27 protein-coding genes and 1 tRNA gene are annotated in these 24,021 nt (G+C 60.1%); 15 read left to right on the top strand and 13 right to left on the bottom strand.

Annotation, left to right across the window (positions count from 1 at the left end):
* Positions 1-274, top strand: a 274-nt coding sequence (locus tag AAFM15_RS02955) for an efflux RND transporter permease subunit (protein WP_341685209.1), incomplete at its 5' end; no start/stop codon positions are given.
* 23 nt (positions 275-297) lie between these two features.
* Here AAFM15_RS02955 and AAFM15_RS02950 read toward each other — a convergent pair.
* Genes AAFM15_RS02950 through AAFM15_RS02940 form a run of 3 tightly spaced genes read right to left on the bottom strand, consistent with a single transcriptional unit; the run spans position 298 to position 3,768 of the window.
* Complete coding sequence (locus AAFM15_RS02950; protein WP_341685208.1) at positions 298-735, bottom strand: DUF1850 domain-containing protein; 438 nt, start codon at positions 733-735, stop codon at positions 298-300.
* On the bottom strand, positions 732-2,753 hold the full coding sequence (locus AAFM15_RS02945) for a TRAP transporter permease (RefSeq protein ID WP_341685207.1): 2,022 nt from the start codon (positions 2,751-2,753) through the stop codon (positions 732-734). Before AAFM15_RS02945 ends, AAFM15_RS02950 begins: the two co-directional genes overlap by 4 nt.
* 58 nt (positions 2,754-2,811) lie before the next feature.
* Positions 2,812-3,768, bottom strand: coding sequence for a TAXI family TRAP transporter solute-binding subunit (locus AAFM15_RS02940; protein ID WP_341685206.1), 957 nt, complete (start codon positions 3,766-3,768; stop codon positions 2,812-2,814).
* Positions 3,769-4,146: 378 nt separating this feature from the next.
* Between AAFM15_RS02940 and AAFM15_RS02935 the strand changes: the two genes are divergently transcribed.
* The 14 genes from AAFM15_RS02935 to AAFM15_RS02870 all read left to right on the top strand — a co-directional run bounded on the left by AAFM15_RS02935 (position 4,147) and on the right by AAFM15_RS02870 (position 17,674).
* On the top strand, positions 4,147-5,430 hold the full coding sequence (locus AAFM15_RS02935; protein WP_341685272.1) for a sugar ABC transporter substrate-binding protein: 1,284 nt from the start codon (positions 4,147-4,149) through the stop codon (positions 5,428-5,430).
* A gap of 101 nt (positions 5,431-5,531) precedes the next feature.
* Positions 5,532-6,392, top strand: coding sequence for a sugar ABC transporter permease (locus tag AAFM15_RS02930; protein WP_341685205.1), 861 nt, complete (start codon positions 5,532-5,534; stop codon positions 6,390-6,392).
* Positions 6,393-6,403: 11 nt separating this feature from the next.
* Entirely contained in the window at positions 6,404-7,234 is an 831-nt protein-coding gene (locus AAFM15_RS02925) for a carbohydrate ABC transporter permease (protein ID WP_341685204.1), read from the top strand.
* 33 nt (positions 7,235-7,267) lie between these two features.
* A complete protein-coding gene (locus AAFM15_RS02920; protein ID WP_341685203.1) occupies positions 7,268-8,305 on the top strand; it encodes an ABC transporter ATP-binding protein in 1,038 nt (345 codons plus the stop codon).
* A gap of 7 nt (positions 8,306-8,312) precedes the next feature.
* Positions 8,313-9,041 (top strand): SDR family oxidoreductase, encoded by a 729-nt coding sequence (locus AAFM15_RS02915; RefSeq protein ID WP_341685202.1) that lies wholly within the window; start codon positions 8,313-8,315, stop codon positions 9,039-9,041.
* Between the two features lie 20 nt (positions 9,042-9,061).
* Entirely contained in the window at positions 9,062-10,468 is a 1,407-nt protein-coding gene (gene dalD / locus AAFM15_RS02910) for a D-arabinitol 4-dehydrogenase (RefSeq protein WP_341685201.1), read from the top strand.
* Between the two features lie 42 nt (positions 10,469-10,510).
* Entirely contained in the window at positions 10,511-11,446 is a 936-nt protein-coding gene (locus tag AAFM15_RS02905) for an AraC family transcriptional regulator (RefSeq protein WP_341685200.1), read from the top strand.
* Between the two features lie 38 nt (positions 11,447-11,484).
* Positions 11,485-12,936: a xylulokinase gene (xylB, locus tag AAFM15_RS02900; RefSeq protein WP_341685271.1), complete on the top strand. Its 1,452-nt coding sequence runs from the start codon at positions 11,485-11,487 to the stop codon at positions 12,934-12,936.
* A gap of 22 nt (positions 12,937-12,958) precedes the next feature.
* Positions 12,959-13,285 carry a thioredoxin family protein gene (locus tag AAFM15_RS02895; RefSeq protein WP_341685199.1) on the top strand — a complete coding sequence of 109 codons (327 nt, stop codon included), beginning with the start codon at positions 12,959-12,961 and terminating at the stop codon, positions 13,283-13,285.
* 76 nt (positions 13,286-13,361) lie between these two features.
* Positions 13,362-13,778, top strand: coding sequence for a MerR family transcriptional regulator (locus AAFM15_RS02890; protein WP_341685198.1), 417 nt, complete (start codon positions 13,362-13,364; stop codon positions 13,776-13,778).
* Between the two features lie 32 nt (positions 13,779-13,810).
* Positions 13,811-13,887: transfer RNA gene (locus tag AAFM15_RS02885), tRNA-Pro, on the top strand.
* Between the two features lie 54 nt (positions 13,888-13,941).
* Positions 13,942-14,979 carry a Gfo/Idh/MocA family oxidoreductase gene (locus tag AAFM15_RS02880; RefSeq protein ID WP_341685197.1) on the top strand — a complete coding sequence of 346 codons (1,038 nt, stop codon included), beginning with the start codon at positions 13,942-13,944 and terminating at the stop codon, positions 14,977-14,979.
* Positions 14,980-15,023: 44 nt separating this feature from the next.
* Positions 15,024-16,469: a bifunctional enoyl-CoA hydratase/phosphate acetyltransferase gene (locus AAFM15_RS02875; RefSeq protein WP_341685196.1), complete on the top strand. Its 1,446-nt coding sequence runs from the start codon at positions 15,024-15,026 to the stop codon at positions 16,467-16,469.
* 14 nt (positions 16,470-16,483) lie between these two features.
* Positions 16,484-17,674, top strand: a complete 1,191-nt coding sequence (locus AAFM15_RS02870; RefSeq protein ID WP_341685195.1) for an acetate/propionate family kinase — start codon at positions 16,484-16,486, stop codon at positions 17,672-17,674.
* Between the two features lie 13 nt (positions 17,675-17,687).
* Here AAFM15_RS02870 and thiE read toward each other — a convergent pair whose 3' ends face one another.
* The 10 genes from thiE to AAFM15_RS02820 all read right to left on the bottom strand — a co-directional run.
* The gene (thiE, locus tag AAFM15_RS02865) at positions 17,688-18,593 is read right to left on the bottom strand and encodes a thiamine phosphate synthase (RefSeq protein WP_341685194.1); all 906 of its coding nucleotides are present in this window, start codon (positions 18,591-18,593) and stop codon (positions 17,688-17,690) included.
* On the bottom strand, positions 18,590-19,396 hold the full coding sequence (locus AAFM15_RS02860; protein ID WP_341685193.1) for a thiazole synthase: 807 nt from the start codon (positions 19,394-19,396) through the stop codon (positions 18,590-18,592). Before AAFM15_RS02860 ends, thiE begins: the two co-directional genes overlap by 4 nt.
* 6 nt (positions 19,397-19,402) lie before the next feature.
* Entirely contained in the window at positions 19,403-19,615 is a 213-nt protein-coding gene (gene thiS / locus AAFM15_RS02855) for a sulfur carrier protein ThiS (RefSeq protein WP_371833072.1), read from the bottom strand.
* Positions 19,608-20,693, bottom strand: a complete 1,086-nt coding sequence (locus AAFM15_RS02850) for an FAD-dependent oxidoreductase (protein ID WP_341685192.1) — start codon at positions 20,691-20,693, stop codon at positions 19,608-19,610. The genes thiS and AAFM15_RS02850 overlap by 8 nt, the downstream gene beginning before the upstream one ends.
* Before the next feature lie 80 nt (positions 20,694-20,773).
* Positions 20,774-20,974 carry a hemin uptake protein HemP gene (gene hemP / locus AAFM15_RS02845; protein ID WP_341685191.1) on the bottom strand — a complete coding sequence of 67 codons (201 nt, stop codon included), beginning with the start codon at positions 20,972-20,974 and terminating at the stop codon, positions 20,774-20,776.
* A 20-nt stretch (positions 20,975-20,994) separates the two neighbouring features.
* Complete coding sequence (locus tag AAFM15_RS02840) at positions 20,995-21,405, bottom strand: biopolymer transporter ExbD (protein WP_341685190.1); 411 nt, start codon at positions 21,403-21,405, stop codon at positions 20,995-20,997.
* A 17-nt stretch (positions 21,406-21,422) separates the two neighbouring features.
* Complete coding sequence (locus AAFM15_RS02835) at positions 21,423-22,118, bottom strand: MotA/TolQ/ExbB proton channel family protein (protein ID WP_341685189.1); 696 nt, start codon at positions 22,116-22,118, stop codon at positions 21,423-21,425.
* 70 nt (positions 22,119-22,188) lie between these two features.
* Positions 22,189-22,839 (bottom strand): energy transducer TonB, encoded by a 651-nt coding sequence (locus AAFM15_RS02830; RefSeq protein ID WP_341685188.1) that lies wholly within the window; start codon positions 22,837-22,839, stop codon positions 22,189-22,191.
* On the bottom strand, positions 22,836-23,522 hold the full coding sequence (locus AAFM15_RS02825; RefSeq protein WP_341685187.1) for a Fe2+-dependent dioxygenase: 687 nt from the start codon (positions 23,520-23,522) through the stop codon (positions 22,836-22,838). Before AAFM15_RS02825 ends, AAFM15_RS02830 begins: the two co-directional genes overlap by 4 nt.
* 11 nt (positions 23,523-23,533) lie before the next feature.
* Positions 23,534-24,021 (bottom strand): TonB-dependent receptor domain-containing protein (locus AAFM15_RS02820; protein WP_341685186.1); only part of this gene is annotated, 488 nt, incomplete at its 5' end.

Below are 24,021 nucleotides of genomic sequence, written 5' to 3'. Positions count from 1 at the left end.
CCATGGTATGGACCCTACGCATGCGATCCGTCAGGCGTGTATCTTGCGTTTCCGTCCGATCATGATGACCACGCTGGCGGCGCTCATGGGGGCCTTGCCGATTGCGCTGGGCATCGGGGCAGGCGCAGAGTTACGCCAGCCCTTGGGCCTGGCGGTGGTGGGGGGCTTGATCTTCTCGCAGGCGGTGACGCTGTTTATCACCCCGGTGATTTATCTGGCGCTGGACCGCTTCAGCGGAACAGGTCCGGACTTGCGCCCAGAGAACGCTGGCTGACCTTCTGTCAGTAACGATGCAGCTCACGGACGGGAGCAGGCCCACATCAGGGTGATGTCCCCGTCCGAAGTCAGCCAGTGCGACATGGGCTGGCACAGCCCATCTGCACACAAGGTGTAGTCCGCGGTATAGCTTGAACGGGTCAGACGTAAGGCGGGCGGCAAGGTGCCTTGTGGCGTGTACTCATACCAGCCCTTGACCCGCTTTGCATCAGCGGGTGGCTCCATGCCTGCGCCTGATCCGCGCACCCGGGCCCTGTCCAGGCTCAGATAGGGACGCTCTTTGTCCGTTGTGTGTACGGTGTAGTCTTCTTCCCAACGGATTTTTTCGATCGAGTGTGTCCAGGCCAGCGTGAAGTGCTGACCAGGAACAAAGGCCTGCGCAGCCGCATCGGCGGGAGGGTAGGCCGCGCTTTGAGCGGCCAGAGCCAGACACAGGCCAGCGCTGAGCAGCGTGCTCAAGCGGGGCGGCGCTGGCGCCAGAAGTGCCAGACCAGCAAAGCGGCAACAGCCGCCAGACCCGCTTCGTCTGTGATGGGGTAAGCCACCACCAGCAAGCTCGCTGCAGCAATCGCCCACAGGCGCTCAAACAGGTTCAAGGGGCCCTTGAGGTAGCCAATGGCCCCCGAACCCCACATGCCAATGGCCACCACAGCCTTGAACACGACCCAGGCCACTGCGACAGGGCTGTCGGTTTGCAACATCAGCGCCGGGCTGTACACAGCCATGAACGGCACCACAAACCCAGCCACCGCAATGCGCATGGCCTGCAAACCAATCTTCAGGCCGGTTTCGCGGGCAATGGGCGCCGCAGCAAAGGCGGCCAAGGCCACGGGCGGCGTCAGGTCGGCCATGATGCCGAAGTAAAACACATACATGTGCGAAACGATCAGCGGCACGCCCAGCTTGAGCAGCACGGGTGCTGCCAGCGAGCTGGTGATGATGTAGTTGGGAATGGTGGGAATGCCCATGCCCAGCACCAGGCAAGTCACCATGGTCAACATCAAGGCCAGCAAGAGGTTGTCCTGGCCGATGGCAATGATCTGTCCACCCATTTCTGCGGCCACACCCGTCAGGTTGATGACCCCGATGATCACGCCCACCAGCGCGCAGGCAATGGCGACGGGCAGGGCATGGCGCGCACCATCGACCAAGGCCTGCAACGCCAGTTGCCGAGCATCAGCGCCCAAGCGACGCACCCAAGTGAGGACCAGGAGTACAGAAATGATGATGAAGAACGACAACATGCCCATCTGGGCAAAGCTGCTGCAGGCCAGCGCCAGCAAAATCCAGAACAACACGCGACGCGGCGTGCCCTGAATGCCCTGTGCCAACGCTGCGCTGAAGATCAGGATCACTGTCAGAGCCAACCCCACCGAGCCTGAAAACAGCGGGGTGTAGCCCGAAAACAGCAAGGCCACCAGGCCGGCAAGCGGCAAGATCAGGTACCAACGCAAGCGTACAGCCGTCCAGGGGTTGGGGCACTCCTCCTTGGGTAAACCAACAAGGCCTTTGCGACCTGCCTCCAGGTGCACCATCCAGAAGGCGGTGAGGAAATACAAAATGGCCGGAATCAGGGCAGCCTTGACGATTTCCACATAAGGCACGTCGATGGTTTCGGCCATGATGAAAGCCACCGCGCCCATCACCGGGGGCATGATTTGACCTCCCATGCTGGCCGTCGCTTCCACACCGCCGGCAAACGCCGGGCTGTAGCCAAAGCGCTTCATCAGGGGAATGGTGAATTGTCCGGTGGTCACCACATTGGCCACGCCTGAGCCATTGATGGTGCCCATCAGTCCCGACGAAATCACCGATACCTTGGCCGGGCCGCCACGCGTGTGGCCCACAGTGCCCATGGCCAGGTCATTGAACAGATTGATCATGCCTGCCTGCTCCAAAAAGGCGCCAAACAGGATGAACAGAAAAATGTAGGTCGACGACACGTAGGTGGGCGTGCCGTAAATGCCCTCGGTACCAAAGCTCATCTGGCTGAGGATCTGGTCCAGTCCATAGCCCCGGTGGGCCAGCGCACCGGGCATGTACTGTCCCCATACGGCATAAGCCAAAAACACCGCGCAAACCACCGGCAAGCCCCAGCCCATGACGCGGCGTGCCGCTTCAAAAACCAGCACCAGCAGCACAGGGCCCACCCACCAGTCAGCCCCCACAATCTCCCCGGCGCGTTGGGTCAAATCAGCTTCAAAAACCCACTGGTAAAGACCAGTGGCAAAACCTGCAAGCCCCAGCATCCAGCCCAGAGCCAGACCGAAACGGCGAACGCTGCTTCGCGCCGATTCGAAGGGGGGGTAGAGCGTGTAAATCAGCAGCAGCACAAAGCCCACATGCAGGGCGCGTACCACCTGACTGGACAGGGGTTGGTAAGACGCCATCCAGATCTGGAAGACAGAGAAGGCAATCGCGATATAAAAAAGAGGGCCCCGCAGGGTCGTTTTGTGTGAGGCAGCGATGTCGGTCATGACGGTACTTCTGTGTGCGGACAAAACGACCCCGGCAGGGCAGGGCCAGAAAAAAAGCTTACTTGATCAGACCCGCTTCTTTGTAAAAGCGCTCTGCACCCGGGTGCAGAGGCACGGGCATGCCCTTGATGGCGTTTTCCAGCTTGATGGCTTTGGCTGCGTTGTGCGCAGCGTGCAGCGTGTCCAGGTTGGCGTAGAGCTGCTTGGCCATTTGGTAGGCCAGATCATCGGAGACGCCGCTGTGCGTGACCAGGAAGTTGGGAATGGCGCAGGTGGCCACATCGGCTGTCTGGCCCGTGTAGGTGTTTGCCGGAATGACCGCAGGCTGGTAGGCCGCATCACCCACTTTGGCAATCACGTCTGCGCCGATCGGCACGATCACGATCTTGATGGCCGTAGACAAGTCACGGATCGAGGCCACGCCCAAGCCGGCGGACTGCAGGGTGGCGTCCAGCTGGCGGTTTTTCATGAGCTCCACAGACTCACCAAAGGGCAGGTATTCCACCTTGCCAAGATCGCTGTAGCTCAGGCCAGCAGCCTTGAGCAAGGCGCGGGCGTTGAGTTCGGTACCCGACTTGGCGGCACCCACAGACACGCGCTTGCCCTTGAGGTCGGCCAGGCTCTTGATGCCCGAGTCCGCATTGGCCACGATCTGAATGTAGTTGTTGTAAGTGGCGGACAGGCCGCGCAGCTTGGAGAGCTTTTGCTTGAAGCCAGCTTCTTCCACGCCGTTCCAGGCGTCAGACACCGAGTCGGCCAAGGCAAAAGCCAACTCGCCTCGACCCGCTTGCAGCAGGTTCAGGTTCTCGGCCGAGGCCTTGGTCACCTGCGCAGTGGAGCGGACATTGGGGATGCTTTTGCCGTAAATCTGGGAAACAGCTACGCCCAGAGGGTAGTACACGCCACTTTGCCCACCAGTGAGCACGTTGACGAATTGCTGCTGAGCCATGGCGGCTCCGGAAATCAGGGCGGCTCCCAGGCCCAGGGCCAAGGTCATTTTGCGAATCAAGCGCATGGTTGTCTCCTTCATGTCGCGCGTTGGAAAAGCGTGAAATGTCATCCTAACGTAAGGCGTGCACTCTGAGGCGGGGGGTGGGTATGTCCTGATGTCTCGCCGGTGACGAGAGCTTCTGACGGGGCCAAGCCCAAGCGAAAGTAAAGACTTATTGCAATCGAACTCGTCGAAATGGTCAAAAAATAAACTTTAAGGCGGATTTTTAGGGAAAATACCGATAAAGATGCGCAAAAAAATACCATTACGTATCTGACATGTACAAAACAATGCAAATCGATATCACAGAATTTGCCCCTAGCGGAGTGTTGTCTGTTGCCGCTATCAACCAACCAATCTTCCAATCAGGAGACGAACGTGAAATTGAAATTCTCTGCCCTCATGGCAGCCGGCTTGCTTGCCGCAGGCGCTGCGCACGCAGCCACCGAACTGGTCATCGCCACCGTTAACAACGGCCACATGATCGAAATGCAGAAACTCAGCCCTGAGTTCGAAAAAGCCAATCCCGACATCAAACTCAAGTGGGTCACTCTGGAAGAAGGCGTGCTGCGTCAGCGCGTGACGACCGACATCGCCACCAAGGGCGGTCAGTTCGACATCATGACCATTGGCATGTACGAAACCCCCATCTGGGGCAAGAAGGGCTGGCTCAAGGAAATCAAGGCCGACGCCAAGTACGACGCTGACGACCTGCTGCCCGCCATGCGCAATGGCTTGTCGGTGGACGGCAAAATGTTCGCCGTGCCTTTCTACGGCGAAAGCTCCATGCTGATGTACCGCAAGGACCTGGCTGACAAGGCTGGCATCAAGGTGGCTGACAAGCCCACCTGGGACGAGATCACCACCCTGGCCTCCAAAATTCACGACCCCAAGAATGGCGTGTACGGCATCTGCCTGCGCGGCAAACCGGGCTGGGGCGACAACATGGCCTTCCTGTCCACGCTCGTCAACACCCATGGGGGGCAGTGGTTTGACATGAGCTGGAAGCCACAACTGGAATCCAAGCCCTGGAAAGACGCCATCGGCTTCTATGTGGACCTGTTGAACAAATACGGCCCTCCTGGCTCTTCGGCCAACAGCTTCAACGAAATCCTGGCGCTGTACAACGAAGGCAAGTGCGGCATGTGGATCGACGCCACCATTGCAGCTTCGTTCATCACCGATGCCAAACAGTCCAAAGTGGCCGACAAGGTGGCCTTTGCACAAGCGCCGACCAAAGTGACCCCCAAGGGTGCCAACTGGTTGTGGGCCTGGGCGCTGGCCATTCCGGCCGGTACCCAAAAGGCTGACGCTGCCCAGAAGTTCGTGACCTGGGCCACGTCCAAGGACTACATCGAGCTGGTGGCCAAAACCAACGGATGGGCCAGTGTGCCTACCGGTACGCGCAAGTCCACTTACGCTAACCCCAACTTCCAGAAAGCGGCCAAATTTGCTGCTGCTGAGAAGGCTGCTATCGACAGCGCCAACCCCAACGACAGCACTTTGCCCAAGAGCCCCTACGTGGGCGTGCAATTTGCCGCCATCCCGGAGTTTCAGTCGATCGGTATCGCTGTGGGCCAGCAAATGAGCGCGGCCTTGGCTGGCAAGACGTCGGTCGATGCGGCTCTGAAAGCTTCGCAAACCGCGGCTGACCGCGAAATGCGCAAGGCTGGTTACTACAAGTAATCGCCTGAATCCGGCAGAGGCGGGTGTCTCTGCCGGGTGTGTTTTTTTCATGGGTTGGAGGTGTCCGTCGCAAGGCGGTCACCTTCTTTGGGATCCCTCGCATGAAACGTTTTTTGCCTCGCGTCCTGATGACGCCCGCCATCCTCACGCTCTTCCTGTGGATGATTGTGCCGTTGGTGATGTCGATTTATTTTTCGACCATTCGCTTCAACCTGATGCAACCCGAGCAAAGTGGGTTCATTGGCTTGGAGAACTTCGAATTCTTTGTCACCGACCCCTCATTCTGGCCGGCCGTAATGAACACGGTGCTGTTGTTGGGCAGCGTGATTGTGATCACCGTGGTGCTGGGCGCCGCGCTGGCACTGTTGATTGATGAGCCCTTCCCGGGGCGCGGTCTGGTGCGTGTGCTCCTGATTTCTCCCTTCTTTGTCATGCCCACGGTCAACGCACTGCTGTGGAAGCACATGATGATGAACCCGATCTACGGGGTCTTGGCACAGGTCTGGCTTTTCTTTGGCGCTACGCCTATCAACTGGCTGGAAGATCTGCCGCTGCTGTCGGTGATCATCATGGTGTCCTGGCAATGGCTACCGTTTGCGGCTCTGATTTTCATCACCTCGTTGCAAAGCATGAACCGAGAGCAGATCGAGGCTGCGCGCATGGATGGTGCCAACTACCTGCAGCAACTGCGCTACCTGTACATCCCACACCTGGCACGCTCTGTGGCGGTGGTGGTGATGATTGAACTGATTTTTCTGCTGAGCATTTTTGCCGAGATCTACACCACCACCGGTGGTGGTCCGGGCGATGCCAGCACCAACGTGGCTTTCCTGATCTTCAAGCAAGCCTTGCTCAACTTCGACGCGGGCGTGGCCTCTGCGGGTGCGCTGTTTGCAGTCGTGTTGGCCAATATTGCCGCCATCTTCTTGATGCGCATGGTCGGCAAGAGCCTTGATAAATAAGGAGCGTTGTGGTGTCTCGTCGATCTGATTTTTCTCTGGTCCTGGTACTGCGCACGCTGGCGGCCTGGGCGGTAACCTTGCTGTTATTTTTTCCGCTGGCCTGGCTGTTGCTGACGGCGTTCAAAACCGAATTGCAGGCCATTTCGGTGCCGCCGCTGATCGTGTTTGAGCCGACTTTGGAGAATTTTGCCGAAGTGCAAGAACGCAGTGATTACTTGTTGTACGCCAAGAACTCGGTCATTACCAGCGTGTTGTCCACGGTGCTGGGTTTGCTGCTGGCAGCACCTGCAGCGTATTCAATGGCCTTTTTCAAGAGCAAACACACCAAGGATATTTTGATGTGGATGCTTTCGACCAAGATGATGCCTGCCGTAGGCGCGCTGGTCCCCATTTACGTGCTGGCACAAAAAGCGCATCTGCTGGACACCCAGTTGGCACTGATCATCGTCTTTACGTTGTCAAACCTGCCCATCATGGTGTGGATGCTGTATTCGCACTTCAAGGACATTCCCCACGAAATTCTGGAAGCTGCCCGCATGGACGGCGCCACCCTTTGGCAGGAGTTCCGTATGGTGCTGTTGCCCTTGGGTATGGGTGGTTTGGCCTCCACGGGCTTGCTGTGCCTGGTGCTCAGCTGGAACGAAGCCTTCTGGAGTCTGAACCTGACCGCTGCCAAGGGGGGCACGTTGGCGACCTTGATTGCCAGCTATTCCAGCCCAGAGGGATTGTTCTGGGCCAAGCTGTCCGCAGCCTCCTTGTTGGCGATTGCCCCCATAGTCGTCTTTGGCTGGTTCAGCCAGAAACAATTGGTTCAAGGCCTGACCTTTGGTGCTGTCAAGTAAGCGCAATGAGCGCAAAGATTCAAGAGTAAAGACATGTCCTTCCTACAACTGAACAACATTGAAAAATTTTTTGGTGAGCACCGTGCCATCAAAGGGGTCAACCTCAACATCGAGCCGGGCGAATTCATCGTCTTTGTCGGTCCCTCGGGCTGCGGCAAGTCCACCTTGCTGCGCTTGATTGCGGGGCTGGAAGCCATTGACGGTGGCCAGCTGTCGCTGGACGGTCGAGACATCACGCACCTGCCATCGAGCAAGCGTGACCTGGCCATGGTGTTCCAGAGCTATGCGCTGTACCCGCATATGAGCGTGTACGAAAACATGAGCTTCGCCCTGAAGCTGGCCAAGGAACCTGAGGCCGCGATCAAGGAGAAGGTCGAGCGCGCCGCGGCCATCCTGAATCTCACGCCGTATCTGCAGCGCACACCGAAAGAGCTTTCGGGGGGGCAACGCCAGCGTGTGGCCATTGGCCGCGCCATTGTGCGTGCGCCCAAGGTGTTCTTGTTTGACGAGCCACTGTCCAACCTGGACGCTGCGCTGCGTGGCCAGACCCGTGTGGAAATCGCCAAGCTCCACCGCGAACTGGGGGCCACCACCATTTACGTGACGCACGACCAGGTCGAAGCCATGACGCTGGCCGACCGTGTCGTGGTGCTGCGCGACGGCCAGATCGAGCAGGTGGGCACCCCCCTGGAGCTGTACGACCGCCCGGCCAACCAGTTTGTGGCGCAGTTCATTGGCACGCCGCAGATGAACGTGACGTCGCTGCAGAACTTGCCCGCTGTGGTGGCTGACCGTGCCCCTGCCGGGGCCAAAGAGGGCAGCCTGGGTCTGCGTCCAGAGGATGTCAACGTGCAAGCGGGTGCCAGCGCGGGCTTGCAAGGCCGTGTCGAATTGATCGAGGCCTTGGGTGCCGAGACCCTGATTTATGTGCACACCGGCGAGGGTGCGCAGCTGGTGTCCCGACAAAACGCGCGCACCGCCCTGCAAGTGGGTGATCAGGTGAGCCTGAGTTTGAACCTGACGCAGGCTCACTGGTTTGATACGCAAGGCCGTGTGGTCTTGCCTGTGTGAAGACATGATGAGCGCCAAACTCTCTGGGAAGGTGGCCGTGGTCACTGGAGCCGCTTCAGGCATTGGGCTGGCCAGTGCTCAAGCCATGCTGTCGCAGGGTGCACGCGTGGTCCTGGTGGACCGCGATGCGCAAGCGCTGGAGCGGGTGTGTGCTGATCTGGGCGAAGCCGCGCAACCTTTGGTGCTGGACTTGCTGGACGCAGGGTCCTGCGCCACGCTGGTGCCACAAGTGCTCGAGCGCATGGGACAGATCGATATCTTTCATGCCAATGCGGGCATGTATGTGGGCGGTGACTTGCTTGATGCCCAGCCGGACGCGATTGACCGCATGGTGCAGCTCAACATCAGTGTGGTCATGAAAAACGTGCGCGATGTGTTGCGTCACATGATCGAACGCCAGACGGGCGATGTCATTGTCACCAGCTCACTGGCTGCGCACTTTCCGACGCCCTGGGAGCCGGTCTATGCCTCCTCCAAGTGGGCGATCGACTGTTTTGTGCAGACCACGCGGCGTCAGGTGTTCAAGCACGGCATCCGAGTGGGCTCCATTTCTCCAGGGCCTGTGATCACCTCCTTGTTGGCTGATTGGCCAGCTGACAAGCTGCAGGAAGCTCGCGAAAAAGGCAGCTTGCTCGAAGCTGCAGAGGTGGCCGAAGTCGTGCTCTTCATGTTGACCCGCCCGCGTGGCATGACTATCCGCGATGTGGTCATGCTACCTACCCAATTTGACCTTTGAACCCTTGAAATTTTGAAACCATGAACGTCATGCTGCATCTGGGTCTGGGCTCGTTTCACCGCGCCCACCAAGCCGTTTACCTTCACGAGCTGATCAAAACAGGCGACACCGCCTGGAGCCTGGCTGGTGGCAACACCCGTCCCGACATGGCCGAGACCATCGACGCCTTGGAAGCCCAAGGTGGGGCCTATACGCTGGAAACCATCTCGCCTGCGGGCGAGCACCGATATGAGCGCATCACTTCCATCCGCAAGGTCATTCCTTGGTCGGCCGATCTTTCCGGGCTGATCGAACAGGGCGCGAATCTCGCCACGCGCATCATCTCCTTCACTGTGACCGAAGCCGGCTACTATCTGGACGCCAACAACAAACTGGATCTGGCCACCTTTGCCGATTTGCGAGCTGATGTCGAGGCTGCCAAAGCTGCTCGACCGGGGCCGACCATTTACGCCACCCTCACGGCTATCCTGCGCGAGCGTATGCGCCGTGGCAGCGGCCCGGTCACGCTGCTCAATTGCGACAACCTGCGCCACAACGGTGACCGTTCGCGCAGCGGCCTGCTGCAGTTCATCGAAATGATTGGCGATGCTGACTTACTGGCCTGGGTGCAGGCCAACACCACCAGCCCAAATGCCATGGTGGACCGCATCACGCCGCGCCCCACGTCAGATGTGCGCGAACGCGTCAAGGCAGCGACCGGCGTGGATGACCCTGCTGCGTTGATGGGTGAGAGCTTCATCCAGTGGGTCATCGAAGACAAGTTCATTGCCGGTCGACCCGCCTGGGAAAAAGTGGGCGTGGAAATGGTCACATCGGTGGATGCTTACGAAGAAGCCAAGATCCGCCTGCTCAACGCCACACACTCGTGCATCGCCTGGGCGGGTACGCTGGTGGGCTACACCTACATTCACGAAGGCACGCACGATGCGTCCATTCGCCAGTTGGCCTACGACTACGTGACCAACGACACCATCCCGGTGTTGGATACACCAGAAGCACCGTGCCCCATCAACCTGCCGCAGTACCGCGATGTGGTGCTCGACCGCTTTGGGAATCCTGCTATTCGCGATACCAATCAGCGTGTGGCGATGGACGGGTTTTCCAAGATTCCGGGCTTCATTGCGCCCACCATTCGCCAGCGCATGGCGCGTGGCGAGAGCATCGACAGCGTGGCCATGCTGCCGGCCTTGTTTCTGGCCTATCTGCAGCGTTGGCATGCGGGGCAAATTGCCTACACCTACCAGGACCAGGCGATGGACCCGGCGGTGGCCCACGCGATGTGCGATGCCCCCGATCCTGTAGCCGCCTTCTGCGCAGACAAACCCCTCTGGGGCGAGATGGCTGGTGATGCGAGGCTAGTCAACGCCGTGCGCAGGGCCTGTGAACGTGTCGCACAATTCGTGCAAGCACACAAGCTGGCCGGCTGAGGCCGAACCTACGCGAATCCCTGAAAAGAAAGTCACTAGCCCATGCCTGCCAAGCACGAACTCATGCCACGCAGTGGTAAACCCGAACGCGAGCAGGACTACAACCGCAGCGCCGCGTTGGGCTATGAAGACACACAGGGCCTGGGCATTGTGCGTTGTCTCTCGCACGGCTACCCCACGCCGCTGGCGCGCTGGCATTACCACGATGAATACGAGCTGCACCTGATCACATCCACCACAGGCAAAGTGTTTGTCGGTGACTGGATTGGTCACTTTCATCCCGGACAGCTGGTGTTGACTGGGCCCCGTCTGCCGCACAACTGGGTGTCTACCGATACGCCAGAGGGCGGTGTACCCGAGCGAGACCTTGTCATCCAGTTCCCGCACGAGCCTCTGGTGGCGTCGGCCAAGCTGATTCCTGAAATGGGTGGTTTGCTGCCCATGCTGGAGCGGGCCAAATACGGGATCGAGTTTTTCGAGTTTGGTGAACGCGGTCGCAGGCATTGGGAACAAGTCAAGTCTGCACAAGGCTTGCAGCGGCTGGCAGCGTTTTACGCGTTTTTGTCGGAGCTGGCGGTGCATACCGACTATCGCCTGCTGTCCAGCGTGCAGCTGCAAAGCGATGACGATGATGCTTCGCTCAACCGCATCGAAGACATGTTCGAAAGCATCATGAATAACCTGGGCGAAGACATTTCTGCTGCCGACATGGCTGCGAGCATGGACATGAGCGAGAGCCAGTTCAGCCGCTATTTCAAAAAGGCCACGGGCAACACCTTTACCGATTTCGTCAACCGCCTGCGTATCAATCGCGCCTGCCAGTTGTTGATGGAGACCGACCAGCTGGTGGCTGCCATTTGCTACGAAGTGGGTTTCAACAACGTCGCCAATTTCAACCGTCGCTTCATGGACATCAAGGGCATGACGCCGACCGAGTTTCGCCGCCAGTCGATGACGCGCTTTAAAGGTGCTGCGTAAAAAGCGACACCTCTGAATCTTTTATCAGGAATTTGACAGTGTTTTTAGGACTGGATCTGGGTACTTCGGAGCTCAAGGCATTGCTGCTCAATGACGAGCATCAGGTGTTGGGTACAGCACATGCATCGTTGTTGGTGAGTCATCCACACCCTTTGTGGTCTGAGCAGGCACCTGCAGATTGGTGGGCTGCGCTTGAACAGGTCATGCAGCAACTGAGAAAAAGCCATCCAGTGGCTCTGGCACGCGTGCGGGCCATTGGCTTGTCAGGGCAAATGCATGGAGCTGTGCTGCTGGATGACGATCGCCAGGTGCTTCGGCCAGCCATGCTCTGGAACGATGGACGCAGTGGTGCTCAGTGTGAGCAGCTCACGCAGGCTTTGCCTGAGCTGGCTGACATCAGCGGTAATTTGGCCATGCCAGGCTTTACTGCCCCCAAACTGATGTGGGTCGCGCAGCACGAGCCTGAGATTTTTTCCCGCGTGGCATGCGTACTGTTGCCCAAGGATTGGCTTCGTTTGATGCTCACGGGGCAAGCCGTGAGTGACATGTCCGATGCCTCTGGAACCTTGTGGCTGGATGTGGGTCAACGCCAATGGTCTGAGGTTTTGCTCAAGGCCACAGGCATGCGGGTTGACCAGATGCCCCGACTGGTTGAAGGCAGCCAGGCCAGTGCGCCTTTGTTGTCCACCTTGGCGAAGGCCTGGGGTTTGCAGGGTGAGGTGATCGTAGCCGGAGGCGCCGGCGACAACGCGGCCAGCGCCGTGGGCATGGGTCTGGTCAAGCCCGGTGAAGGTTTCGTGTCGCTGGGAACTTCGGGTGTGGTTTTTGTGTCCGGTGAACGCTTTGTCCCCAACCCGGCCAAAGCCGTACATGCGTTCTGCCACGCCTTGCCGGCACGCTGGCACCAGATGTCGGTCATGCTCAGTGCGGCGAGTGCTGTGACTTGGGCTTGTCGCCAGCTGGGTTATGCCGATGAGTCAGCACTGATGGCCGATGCCGCAACCTTGGACGCCACGCGTAGGACGCATGCGCCTTTGTTTTTGCCCTATCTCAATGGCGAGCGCTCGCCACACAACAACCCCTTGGCGTGCGCGGGGTGGTTGCATTTGCGCTCGGCCCACGAACGTGCTGATCTGGCCTATGCGGTAGTGGAGGGCGTGAGCTGGGGACTCAAAGATGGTTGGCTGGCGCTCGATGCCAGCAAGCAGCCTTGTGAAGGCCTGTCGTTGGTGGGCGGAGGCTCGCGCAGCCCGTGGTGGGCACAATTGCTGGCCGATGTGCTGGAGGTGCCTCTGCGAATCCATGAGGGCGGCGCCACCGGAGGGGCTCTGGGGGCGGCTCGCCTGGGCTGGTTAGCGGTGGGGGGATCTGTTGAGCAAGTGTGCGTGCAGCCTCCTGTGCAACGTGTCTTTGAGCCGCAAGCCTTGGAGCCGGCTATTGCTCAGCGCTACAGCCGGTTTGGCGAGGCTTATCGGCGACTCTACGCCTGAAACTGCCGGGTATCATGAACCCATGATGCCCGCTTACACCTCTGAAACCCTGACCCGCACCGAACTGGATGCGCGGGTTGAGCCCCTGTTGATCGTTTTTGGTACCAACTGGTGCGGGCACTGCCAGGCAGCCGGTGAGCCCATAGCGCAGGCCTTGCAGCATTGGCCTCAACTTGCGCTTGTGGCTGTAGAGGATGGCCCTGGACGTCCCTTAGGGCGTTCGTTCAAGGTCAAACTGTGGCCCACCTTGGTGTTGGTTCAGCAGGGCGAGGAGCTGGGGCGGCTGGTACGCCCTGTTTCGAAGGCTCAAGTGCAGGATTTTTTGGCCGGTTTGCTGCCCGGTGCGTGAATTTTTCTGTCTGGGTTTTGCGTCCGCTACCGTGTTGCAGTAAGCTACGAGGTTTTCCGCGCAAGTTCTTGAACTGATGGACACTTCCTTGCCCCCGATTCCGGCCAAACGCTACTTCACCATTGGTGAGGTGGGCGAGCTGTGCGGTGTCAAGCCGCACGTGCTGCGCTATTGGGAGCAAGAATTTACGCAGCTTCGCCCGGTCAAGCGTCGGGGCAACCGCCGCTATTACCAGCACCACGAGGTGCTGATGATCCGCCGTATCCGTGAGTTGCTGTACGACCAGGGCTTTACCATCAGTGGTGCCCGCAACAGGTTGCAGGAGATGGCCCATACCCAGCGCCATCCTCAAGAGTATCTGGAAGACACGGAGCCCCATACTTCGTTGCCGGCAGAGGCCGCAAGCGTTTTGGTGGTGGATGAAATTGATGCCCAAGGTTTGACTGCACTGCGACAGGAGCTTGTGCAAATTCGTGGTTTGCTCTCGATTTGACCCCCAAATTCCGGCTATAATTTGAGTCTTGTCGGCGTGTAGCGCAGCCTGGTAGCGCACTTGCATGGGGTGCAAGGGGTCGCGAGTTCGAATCCCGCCACGCCGACCATTTATTTCAGGGGCAACAGAGTGATCTGTTGCCCCTTTTCATTTTGGGTTGCATATGAACAAGCGTTTGAAAATGGGCGTTCTGGGCTGCGCAAAAATTGCCCACGGTTTTGTGCGCGATGTGTTGCCCAGCGATCAGGTCGAGGTGGTGGCTGTGGCCAGCCGGGACCTGTGCAAAGCACAAGCTTTTGCGGCCCAGTTTGGCTTGGCGCAAGCTTGGGGCAGCTATGAGGCCTTGCTTGCCGATCCGAATGTGGACGCCATTTACCTGCCTTTGCCTAACACCATGCATGCGCCTTGGGCCATGGCCGCGGCGCGTGCGGGTAAACATGTGCTTTGCGAAAAGCCCTTGACCCTGACGCGCGATGTGGCGCAAGACATGTTCGATACAGCCCGCCAGCACGGGGTGATGCTGCTGGAGTCGTTCCCGTATTACTTTCAGCCGCAAACAGGCGACATGCTGGCCTTGTTGCAGTCGGACGCCATTGGTCAGGTGCGCTCGGTGCAGGCTTCTTTTGGGTTCACGTTGGCGCCTGAGGCGACGGGCAATATCCGCTTCAACCCCGATCTGGGTGGTGGCGCCTTGCTCGACGCAGGCAGCTACCCCTTGAGCCTGATCCGACTGGTCATGGGGCAAGCGCCAGTGCGGGTGATGGCCCAGTCCAGCTGGGCGGCCAGTGGAGTGGACATCTCCACCATGGCCACGCTGGAATATGCCGACGGGCGCCGAGCCCAACTCATGTGCGCCATGGACGTGGCCAATGTGCGCCGGGCCACCATTTGCGGTACAGCGGGCACCCTGGAGACGGAATACCTTAACCACACGGCCGATGCGGTGGGGCAAAGCCCTTACGGCTATTTGCCCAGCCAGATGCGTGTGCGCCGGGGCATTGCCAACACGCTGGCGTTTGAGGACATTCGTTCACCTTCGGGCAGTGGGTTCCGGTTTGCGGCCGAGGCGTTTGCCAAGGTGGTTCGTGACAAAGACCACGCCGCCATTGCGCGTGCCGCGCAAGCCAGTATCGACAACGCGGCCACCCTGCAAGCTTTGGCCAGCAGCGCACGGTCTGGCGCTGTCGTCGAGCTGACTTGAACTTTGGGCATACTGCAAGGATTGGACAAAGCGAGTTTGCCGGAATGAACACCTCTGCAGCCACCGAATGGATTGAGAACCACACCTACGACGAGCTGGTCGTAGGGCAAGGCGCAAGCCACACGCGCACACTGACCCAAGCCGATATTGCGGCCTTTGCGGCGGTCTCAGGCGACACCAACCCCGCCCACCTGGATCCGGAATACGCAGACCAGACCTTGTTCCATGGCGTGATCGCGCATGGCATGTGGGGCGGGGCGCTGATTTCAGCGGTGTTGGGGACGCAGTTTCCAGGCCTGGGTACGATTTATCTGGAACAGGACCTGAAGTTTTTGCAGCCAGTGCGGGTGGGCGATACCCTGAACGTGCGCGTGACAGTGCTCTCCAAGCAGGACAAACAACATCGGGTCACGCTGGACTGTGCCGTGGTCAACCAGCATGGGCAAGATGTCATTTGCGGTCAGGCTGTGGTGGTGGCCCCTACCCAAAAGATGCGTCGCCCCAAAATCCAGGCACCCTTGATTCAGCTGTTTGATCCACAGGCACGGTTGCAAGCCTTGCTGCAAAAGGCCAAGGGACTCGAGGCTTTGCGCTGTGCCGTGGTGCACCCTTGCGATGCCGAATCCTTGGCTGGTGCACTGGATGCGGCGGCGCATGGGCTGATCGTGCCCGTGTTGGTTGGCCCCGCTTACAAAATTCGCGCAATCGCCGAGCAAGCTGGTTTGGACATTGCTGCAGTAGAACTGGTTGATGTGCCGCACAGCCATGCAGCCGCCGAGAAAGCCGCAGAGCTGGCCGCGCAGTGCGAAGTGCACATCCTCATGAAAGGCAGCCTGCATACCGATGAGTTGCTGCACGCCGTACTGCAGCAACCGCGCTTGCGCACGGGCAGGCGCATGTCGCATGTGTTCCGGTTTGATGTGCCCACCTATCCTAAGCCTTTGTGGGTGACGGATGCGGCGCTCAATATTGCGCCCAGCTTGATGGACAAGGTCGATATTGTTCAAAACGCGATCGATTTCGTTCGGCAAATGGGGACGCCCCAGCCCAAGGTGGCGATTTTGTCTGCGGTGGAGACGGTGAATCCGGCAATTGCCTCCACACTGGATGCAGCGGCGCTGTGCAAGATGGCCGATCGTGGCCAAATTCGTGATGGCGTGCTCGACGGCCCTCTGGCGTTTGACAACGCCATTTCTGCGCAAGCCGCACAGATTAAGCACATCGTGTCCCCCGTGGCGGGTGATGCAGACATTTTGCTGGTGCCCGATCTGGAGTCGGGCAACATGCTGGCCAAGCAGCTGGAATATCTGGCTGGAGCCAGTGGCTCAGGCTTGGTGCTGGGCGCAGGCGTGCCGATTGCGCTGACCAGCCGCGCTGATGGGCCAGCGGCTCGCGTTTCTTCTGCTTTGCTGGCCTTGGTGGCTGGGCATGCGCAGCGTTGCAAATCGCAAGATTTGCAGCAGGCCCGCGAAAAATTCACCACAGCCTGAAGGGTTCGCAGACCATGGCCATCCTGGCAGTCAACGCGGGCTCTTCTTCGTTGAAGTTTTCGGTGCATGTGCGTGGGCCACAAGGTATGCGTGCGGGCGTGCTGGTGGGTGCTTTCACGGGCTTGCAGCCCGATGGCCAACCAGTCTTGAGCTGGAGCTACGAAGGCCAAAAACACGAAGAGGTGTTGCTTGTGGCCGCTAGGCAGTCGCTCTGGCTGGCCGCCCTGGCGCGTTTGCAGACCTTGTTGAACGCCAGCCTTCATTTGCCGCCGATCGCGGCGGTGGCCCACCGTGTGGTGCACGGTGGCACTCGATTTACCAGCAGCGTGCGTGTGACCGATAAAGTGATGGAAGCCTTGGAGGAATTGATCTCCCTGGCGCCGCTGCACCAACCGGCCAATCTGGCAGGGATTCGGGCCTTTGCCCAAGCGTTTGCCGGGGTGCCGCAGGTGGCATGTTTTGATACGGCTTTTCATGCCCACATGCCAGAGTTGCATCAACGATTTGCCCTGCCTGAAGCATTGCATCAACAGGGCATGCGCCGCTACGGTTTTCATGGCCTGTCTTACCAGTTCATCATGGGCCAGCTGCAGCAGCACAGCGACCGCGCACAAGGCCGGGTGTTGATGGCACATCTGGGCAATGGCGCCAGCGTGTGCGCTGCAGTGCAGGGGCGCAGCGTGGCCACCAGCATGGGCTACTCCGCGCTGGACGGTTTGATGATGGGCACCCGCAGTGGCACGCTGGACCCCGGTGTGGTGCTGGAGCTGATGGCGCAGGGCTGGAGCCACGACCGCATCGAAAGCCTGCTCTACAAACAAAGCGGTTTGTTGGGCGTGTCAGGCCTGAGTGCAGACATGCGCGCGCTGCACGCGAGCAATACGCCCCAAGCGCAACTGGCGGTGGATTTGTTCGTGCACCGGCTGGTGCGTGAGAGTGGGGCCATGGTCGCCTGCATGCAGGGGCTGGATGTGCTGGCTTTCAGCGGCGGCATTGGCGAGCACGACGCTGTCATTCGCGCTCAAGCCGTACAGCAACTGCATTGGCTGGGTCTGCGCCTGGATGAACAGGCCAACACGCAGGCGCGTGGCGATGCGGTGGTCGCCATTCATGCGCCAGACAGTGCAGTGCCGGTATGGGTGGTGCCCACCGATGAAGGTCGCGTGGCCGCGCAGGAAGCGGCTGATTTATTGAACCTGAGCTGAAGATCTGGCGAAATCAGCTCAGCTTCATGGCTTGTTGAAAGGCGAGTGCCGCCTGATCGGGCTGCTCGGCAGCGGTGATGGCACGCACCACGGCAATGGAACCAACACCAGTGCGCATCACATCGGGCACGGCGTTAAGGTCAATGCCGCCAATGGCCACCAGGCTGCGCCCTTTCATCAGGCGGGCATAGGCACCCAAACGGCCCAGGCCTTGCGGCGCGGTTTTCATCTTTTTGAGCGTGGTAGGGAACACGGCACCTAAAGCCAGATAGCTCGGGCTCACAGCCTGGGCGCGCAGCAGTTCGCCGTAGCCATGCGTGCTCAGGCCCAGGCGCAGGCCTGCTTGGCGGATGGTTTCCAGCTGCGCCTCGTCCATGTCTTCCTGGCCCAGGTGCACGCCATAAGCACCTTCTTCGATGGCGATTTTCCAGTGGTCGTTGATGAAGAGCAGGCTGCTTGTGCCTTTGACAGCTTGCACTGCGGTGCGCACTTCGCGGCGCACGGCTTCCTGGTCGGTGGACTTGAAGCGCAGCTGAACGGTGGGTACGCCCGCTTGCGCCATACGAGCGATCCATGCCGCATCCGGCAACACTGCGTACAGCCCCAGGTGTTCCGGGCATGGTGCAAAAGCATTGTTGCGCGGCCAGGGGACAAGGCCGAAGTCTTGTGCGCTGTCGGGCCAATGTGTGGGGTCGAAGTGCCCCGTGCGTTGGCTTTGGCGCTGCCAGGCTTGGTCCAGCAAGCGTGCGTCTTCTTCCACAAAGCCCAGCATGCGGCAGGCCTGGCGCACAGCGGCTTGTTCGTCGGGCAGGAAGAGCTCATCGGCGCGAAGTGCTTGCTCGAAGTCGCAGCTGTGCTCGGTTTGCATGGCAGCATGCCGTGCCACCAGCGCTTGCGTCAGGGCCTCGCGTGCATTCATGCGTTCTTGTCCTGGTGCCAAAACGGCGTGCCCAGCACAGGGGTGCTGGGTTGGGCGTGGTCTTGCGCCTGCATGGCACCTGAGCGCCACGCTGCGCGGCCGGCCTGCACAGCGTCGGCAAAGGCGCCGGCCATTTGCACCGGGTCCTGTGCCAAAGCCACGGCGGTGTTGAGCAGCACGGCGTCAAAACCCCATTCCAGTACTTGGCAGGCGTGTGAAGGCAGGCCCAGCCCGGCGTCCACAATCAGCGGCACATCCAGGCGCTGGCGCAGGGTTTGCAAGGCGTAGGGGTTGATGGGGCCTTTGCCGGTGCCAATAGGCGCAGCCCAGGGCATGACGGCTTGGCAACCCACATCCACCAGGCGCTGACACAGCACCAGGTCGTCAGTGGTGTAGGGCAGGACCTTGAAGCCGGATTTGATCAAGCGGCTGGCTGCATCCACCAGTTGCAGGGTGTCAGGCTGCAAGGTGTAGTCATCGCCAATGAGCTCGAGCTTGATCCAGTCGGTTTCGAACACTTCGCGTGCCATCTCTGCGGTGGTGATCGCTTCCTGCAGGCTGTGGCAACCCGCGGTGTTGGGCAGCACCGGTACGTTGGCCTGACGCAGCAAATTCCAGAAGTCTTGCGAGGCATGGCCTGCGCCGGTCTGACGGCGCAACGAGGCTGTCAGCATGGCAGGTTTGGAGCGCTCAATCGCTTCCAGCAGCACAGCAGGCGAGGGGTAACGCGAGGTGCCCAGCAGCAGTCGGGAGTCAAAGCTTTGGCCGTACAGGACCAGGGCGTCAGAGGGGGTAGAGCTCATGAGGGGTCAGCCTCCAGTGATGGGGGAGATGAGTTCAATACGGTCGCCGCTTTGCAGCAGGTGCGTGGCGTATTGGCTTTTGGGCACAAACTGCAAATTGACGGCAGCGGCAAAGGGCGGCTTGATACCGCTGGCTTGCACCGCGTCGTTTAGGCAAGCGCCAGCCGGCAAGGCGTGGGTTTGCTGGTTGATGGTGACGTTGATAGAGGAATCAGTCATGGTCAAAGCGCATGTCAAAGCTTTGCGCCAATTCGGTCGTGTGTTGAGACACCCATTGCATGACCACATCCAGCATGGCGGGTGCAATCATGAAGCCGTGGCGGTACAAGCCGTTGATTTGCAAGGTGCGAGGCGTCAGGGCGCGTACGGCGGGCAAGTTGTCGGGCAGGGTGGGGCGCGCTTGGGTTAAAACCTCCAGAATGCGTGCCTCTGCAAAACCGCTGTGCACGGTGTAGGCGGCACTGAGCAACTCCAGCGTGGAGCGCACGCTGGCAGGCGAGAGGTCTTCAGTCTCGATCTCGGTGGCGCCGATCACGAACACATGGTCCTGCTTGGGGGCAATGTAGATCGGGTAACGCGGGTGGATCAGGCGGGTAGGGCGCTGTAGCGTGACCTCGGGGGCATGCAGGCGAACCACCTCGCCGCGCACGCCGCGTAGCTGGCTCCATTCGGTGCGGGCTCCCAGGCCGCGGCAGTCAAACACCCAGTCGGGCTGACCAGGGGCGCCGGCTGAAAAGTCTGTGACGTCACGCGGGCTGTCGCAATGCACTTCAACACCTTGCCGTGCCAGGTCGGTCCACAAGGCGGACAGCAGCTGGCGGTTGTCCAGCTGGCCTTCGCCGGGGAGGTACAAACCTTGTGCAAACCGATCGGCCACGGCAGGCTCGTGTTCAGCCAGGCCTGTTGTTTCCAGTGCTACGGGGGCAGGCAGGCTTGGCTGGCGTTGCTGGTTGCGTGCAATCAGTTGAGCAAAGCGCCGGGCTTCAGCCTGGTCTTGCCGATGCCAAAGAATAAGGGTGCCGTTTTGTTGAAAGTACACCGGCTCAGGCAAGGACTGCAGCAACTGGGGCCAGCGCGAGAGGGCGTATTCGCCCATGCGCACCACGCCGGGTTCGGTGATGGCCGATTCAGCCAAAGGCGCCAGCATGGCCGCAGCCACGCGGGCGGCAGCGCCTTGCGCATCGGCTTGTTGGGCTTCGAAAAGTTCAACGCGGTGCCCGTTTCGGGCCAGGGTGCTGGCAAGCAAACGGCCCATGAGCCCGCCGCCCAGCACCACACTCCAAGGCTTGAGGTTCATGTGTCGTTCAAGGGGAGGATTTACAGCCTTTGAATTATCGCTGAGTTCCAATAACCAGGCGCTAGAACAACCGCTGTAGGCTATTTGGTCAGGATTAATTTCCCCTGTCGGGTTTTTTGCAGGCGGTAGACCTCACCTTGGTGCCGGATCAGCACGGTTTGCTGGCCTGCGAACAAGGTCTCGCTGTCCAGCACCACGTTCGCCGCGCCCGCAGCGGCCGCGCGAGGCGCTGCGGCGGGTGACACCGCCGGGCTGGAGGGGCTTGGTGGGCGGGAGCTCATGCTTTTGGGGCTTTGGTGCTTTAGGGCTGCTTGCCTTCGGTGACAAAGCCGATCTTGGTCAGACCGGCGCGCTGGGCGGCGGTCATGGCCTGGGCCACATGCTCGTAGGGCACTTTCTTGTCGCCACGAATGTAGAGCTGGGGCTGCGGGTCTTTGCCTGCGTGTGCGCGCAGCGCGTCTTCGAGCGCATCGGCGGCCACAGGCTGTTTGCCCAAAAAGAACTGACCCTGGCTGTCCACCGCCAATTGCAGGTTTTCGGGCGGGGTCTTGTCTTTGCTGCTGCTGGCGCGGGGCAGCTCGACCTTGACCGCATGCTGCACCACCGGGATGGTGATGATGAAGATGATGAGCAGCACCAGCATGACGTCCACCAGGGGCGTCATGTTGATCTCGTTCATCACCTCATCGCTGTCGCTGACTTCAAAAGACATGGCAGGGTCCTCGATGCTCAGTGCTTGGCCGGGGCGGACGCGTTCACGCGGGTGCCGGTCACGTAGTAGGCGTGCAGGTCATGCGCAAAGCGGTTCATGCGGGCGATGATGAATTTGTTGCCACGCACCAAGGCGTTGTAGCCCAGCACCGCAGGAATGGCGACGGCCAGACCCAGTGCGGTCATGATCAGCGTCTCGCCAATCGGGCCGGCCACGGCTTCGATACTGGCGTTGCCATTGACGCCAATGCTTACCAGCGCGTGGTAGATGCCCCAGACAGTGCCGAACAGGCCGACAAAAGGAGCGGTGGAGCCAATCGATGCCAGGACGGCCAGGCCGTTTTGCAGGTGAGTGGTGTGGTCGTCAATCGTGTTGCGCAGGCTGCGGGTGACCCAGTCGCTGATGTCCAGACGGTCGTGCAGTTGTTTTTGTGCAGCCTGGTGGTGCTCAGTGGCTTCCTGTCCGACCTGGGCCAGGCTGTAGAACAGGTTGCCTGGGCTCTGGCTGAGCACGCCCAGACCTTCAGCCAGGCTGGTGGTGTGCCAGAACTGCTCGCTGCCCAGGGCGCTTTGCTTGTGGCGCCAGACGTCCAGCGCCTTGAGCACGATGACGACCCAGCTGAGCACCGACATGGTGACCAGGGCGATGAGGATCAGACGGGTGACAACGTCACCTTGCGTCCAGATGTGGGACAGACCAAAAGAGGTGGGCATGAAGAACTCCAGTAAATTGATCATTTCTTTGGGGACAGATCTTTAGCCCTGTCCCCAAGTGTTGAAGGGGTCAGTCGAGAACAAATCGGATGGGCACGTTGAACCACATGGCTTCGGCCACGCCTGCACGGGTGCCCGGTACATAGCGCCAGCGTTTGACGGTTTCCAGAGCGGTGTCGTCCAGACGGGCGTAGCCGCTGGAAGTGCGGATTTCGGCTTTTTCGGCGCGGCCTTCGGTGTTGATGAAAACGCGAATGAGCACCGTGCCTTGCTCGCCCATGCGGCGGCTCATGCGGGGGTAGGGCGGAGCCGGGTTGTTGAGGTAGTCTGCGTTGGTGGAAGGCAAGGTCACCGTGGGGGCGCTGGTGGATGGGCGCTGGGTGCTTGAGGCTGCAGCTGCCGCTGTGGCCGGCGAAGAGGGTGGGGCGGGCACGACAGGCGCAGTCTCGCTGGGCGCGGTACTGGATACCACGGGCGTGGGGTGCAGCTGCGGCGTGACCTTGGGTTGGGGCAGTGGCTTCGGTTCGGGTTGAGCTTGCGGCTTGGGCGGTTGCGGCTGTGGGGCAGGCGGCGCAGGTGTGTCCATGACCACGCTGGCCATGATGACGTTGTCGGGCTCACCCATGCTGATGCTGGACACCAGGGTTTGACTCAACAGCCAAGCTACGCAGACGTGGGCGAGCAACACCGCACCGGTGACGCGCCAGCTGTCTGCCCTCATGTGTTGGCCCATTGGCGTAGCAGGTTGTGATAGACGCCGGTCAGCGCGATGGTCTCGGCGGTTTCTCCATGTTGGGCGCGCAGTTTGAGCAGGTTCATGTCCAGGTCAAACAGTAGGCGTCGTTGTTCGTCGCTGCGCACCATGCTTTCGATCCAGAAGAAAGAAGCCAAACGTACACCTCGGGTTACCGGCGTGACTTCATGCACGCTGGTGCCCGGGTAGAGCACGGCGTCGCCAGCGGCCAGCTTGACACCTCGGCTGCCGTAGGTGTCCTGCACACACAGCTCACCACCGTCGTAGTCTTGTGGATCGCTCAGAAACACCGTGCAGGAAATGTCGCTGCGCACCCATTCGCTGGTGCTGGCCGAGTGCATCACGGCGCCGTCCACATGTGGGCCGAAGGCATTGGTCTCCCCGCCATAGCGGTTGAACAGGGGGTTGAAGATGCGTCGTGGCAGCGCGGCCGAAAAGAACATGGGGTCGCGTTTGAGTGCTTGCAACACCAGGGTTTGCAGCTGGCGCGAGGCGCTGCTGTCTTGAGCCAGTTGCTGGTTGCTTTTGCGGGTGCGGGCTTGGCTGCCCGCGCTGACGCGGCCATCGAGCCAGGGGGCATCATCACCCAGAAGTTGGCGAGCTTGTTGCACCTCCTCCGGGCTCAGGACTTGTTTGAGCTGCAGCAGCATCGGCGTTTTCCTTAGAACAGGGTTTTCAGACTCAACTCGACCGTGCGTGCAGCGCCGGGGATGTAGTGGCCTCGGTAGAGTGCATCGGCATACCGTTTGTCGGTCAGGTTGGTGATGCTGAGTTTGACCAAGGTGTTTGCGCTGGCGGCGTACTCCACCATGGCGTCAACGGTGGTGAAGGCGGAGGCCGTGATGGTGCGCTGGCCTTCGGGGTTTTGCTCACCTCGGTAGTTCAGACCTGTACCTGCACGCCACAAGGCATTGAGCTTGTATGTGCTCCACAAGCTGGCGCTGTGTTTGGGGGTCAGCGCTGGGCGATCTCCCTGGACTTGCGCACCTGTGCCTGAGGAGCTCAAGGTCACGCTGCTGACGTCGATGCGAGCCTCGGGAATCCAGGTGTGGTTGTAGAACACTTCCCACTGCGGCGTGATGCGGCCGGCAAAATTGAACTCCATGCCCGTGGCGTGGCGCTTGCCCGACAGCAGGTATTGGTTGCTGG

Origin of the sequence: Limnohabitans sp., from assembly GCF_038134685.1 — a bacterium.
Lineage (GTDB): Bacteria > Pseudomonadota > Gammaproteobacteria > Burkholderiales > Burkholderiaceae_C > Limnohabitans_A.
This window is presented reverse-complemented; position numbering and strand designations above follow the sequence as displayed.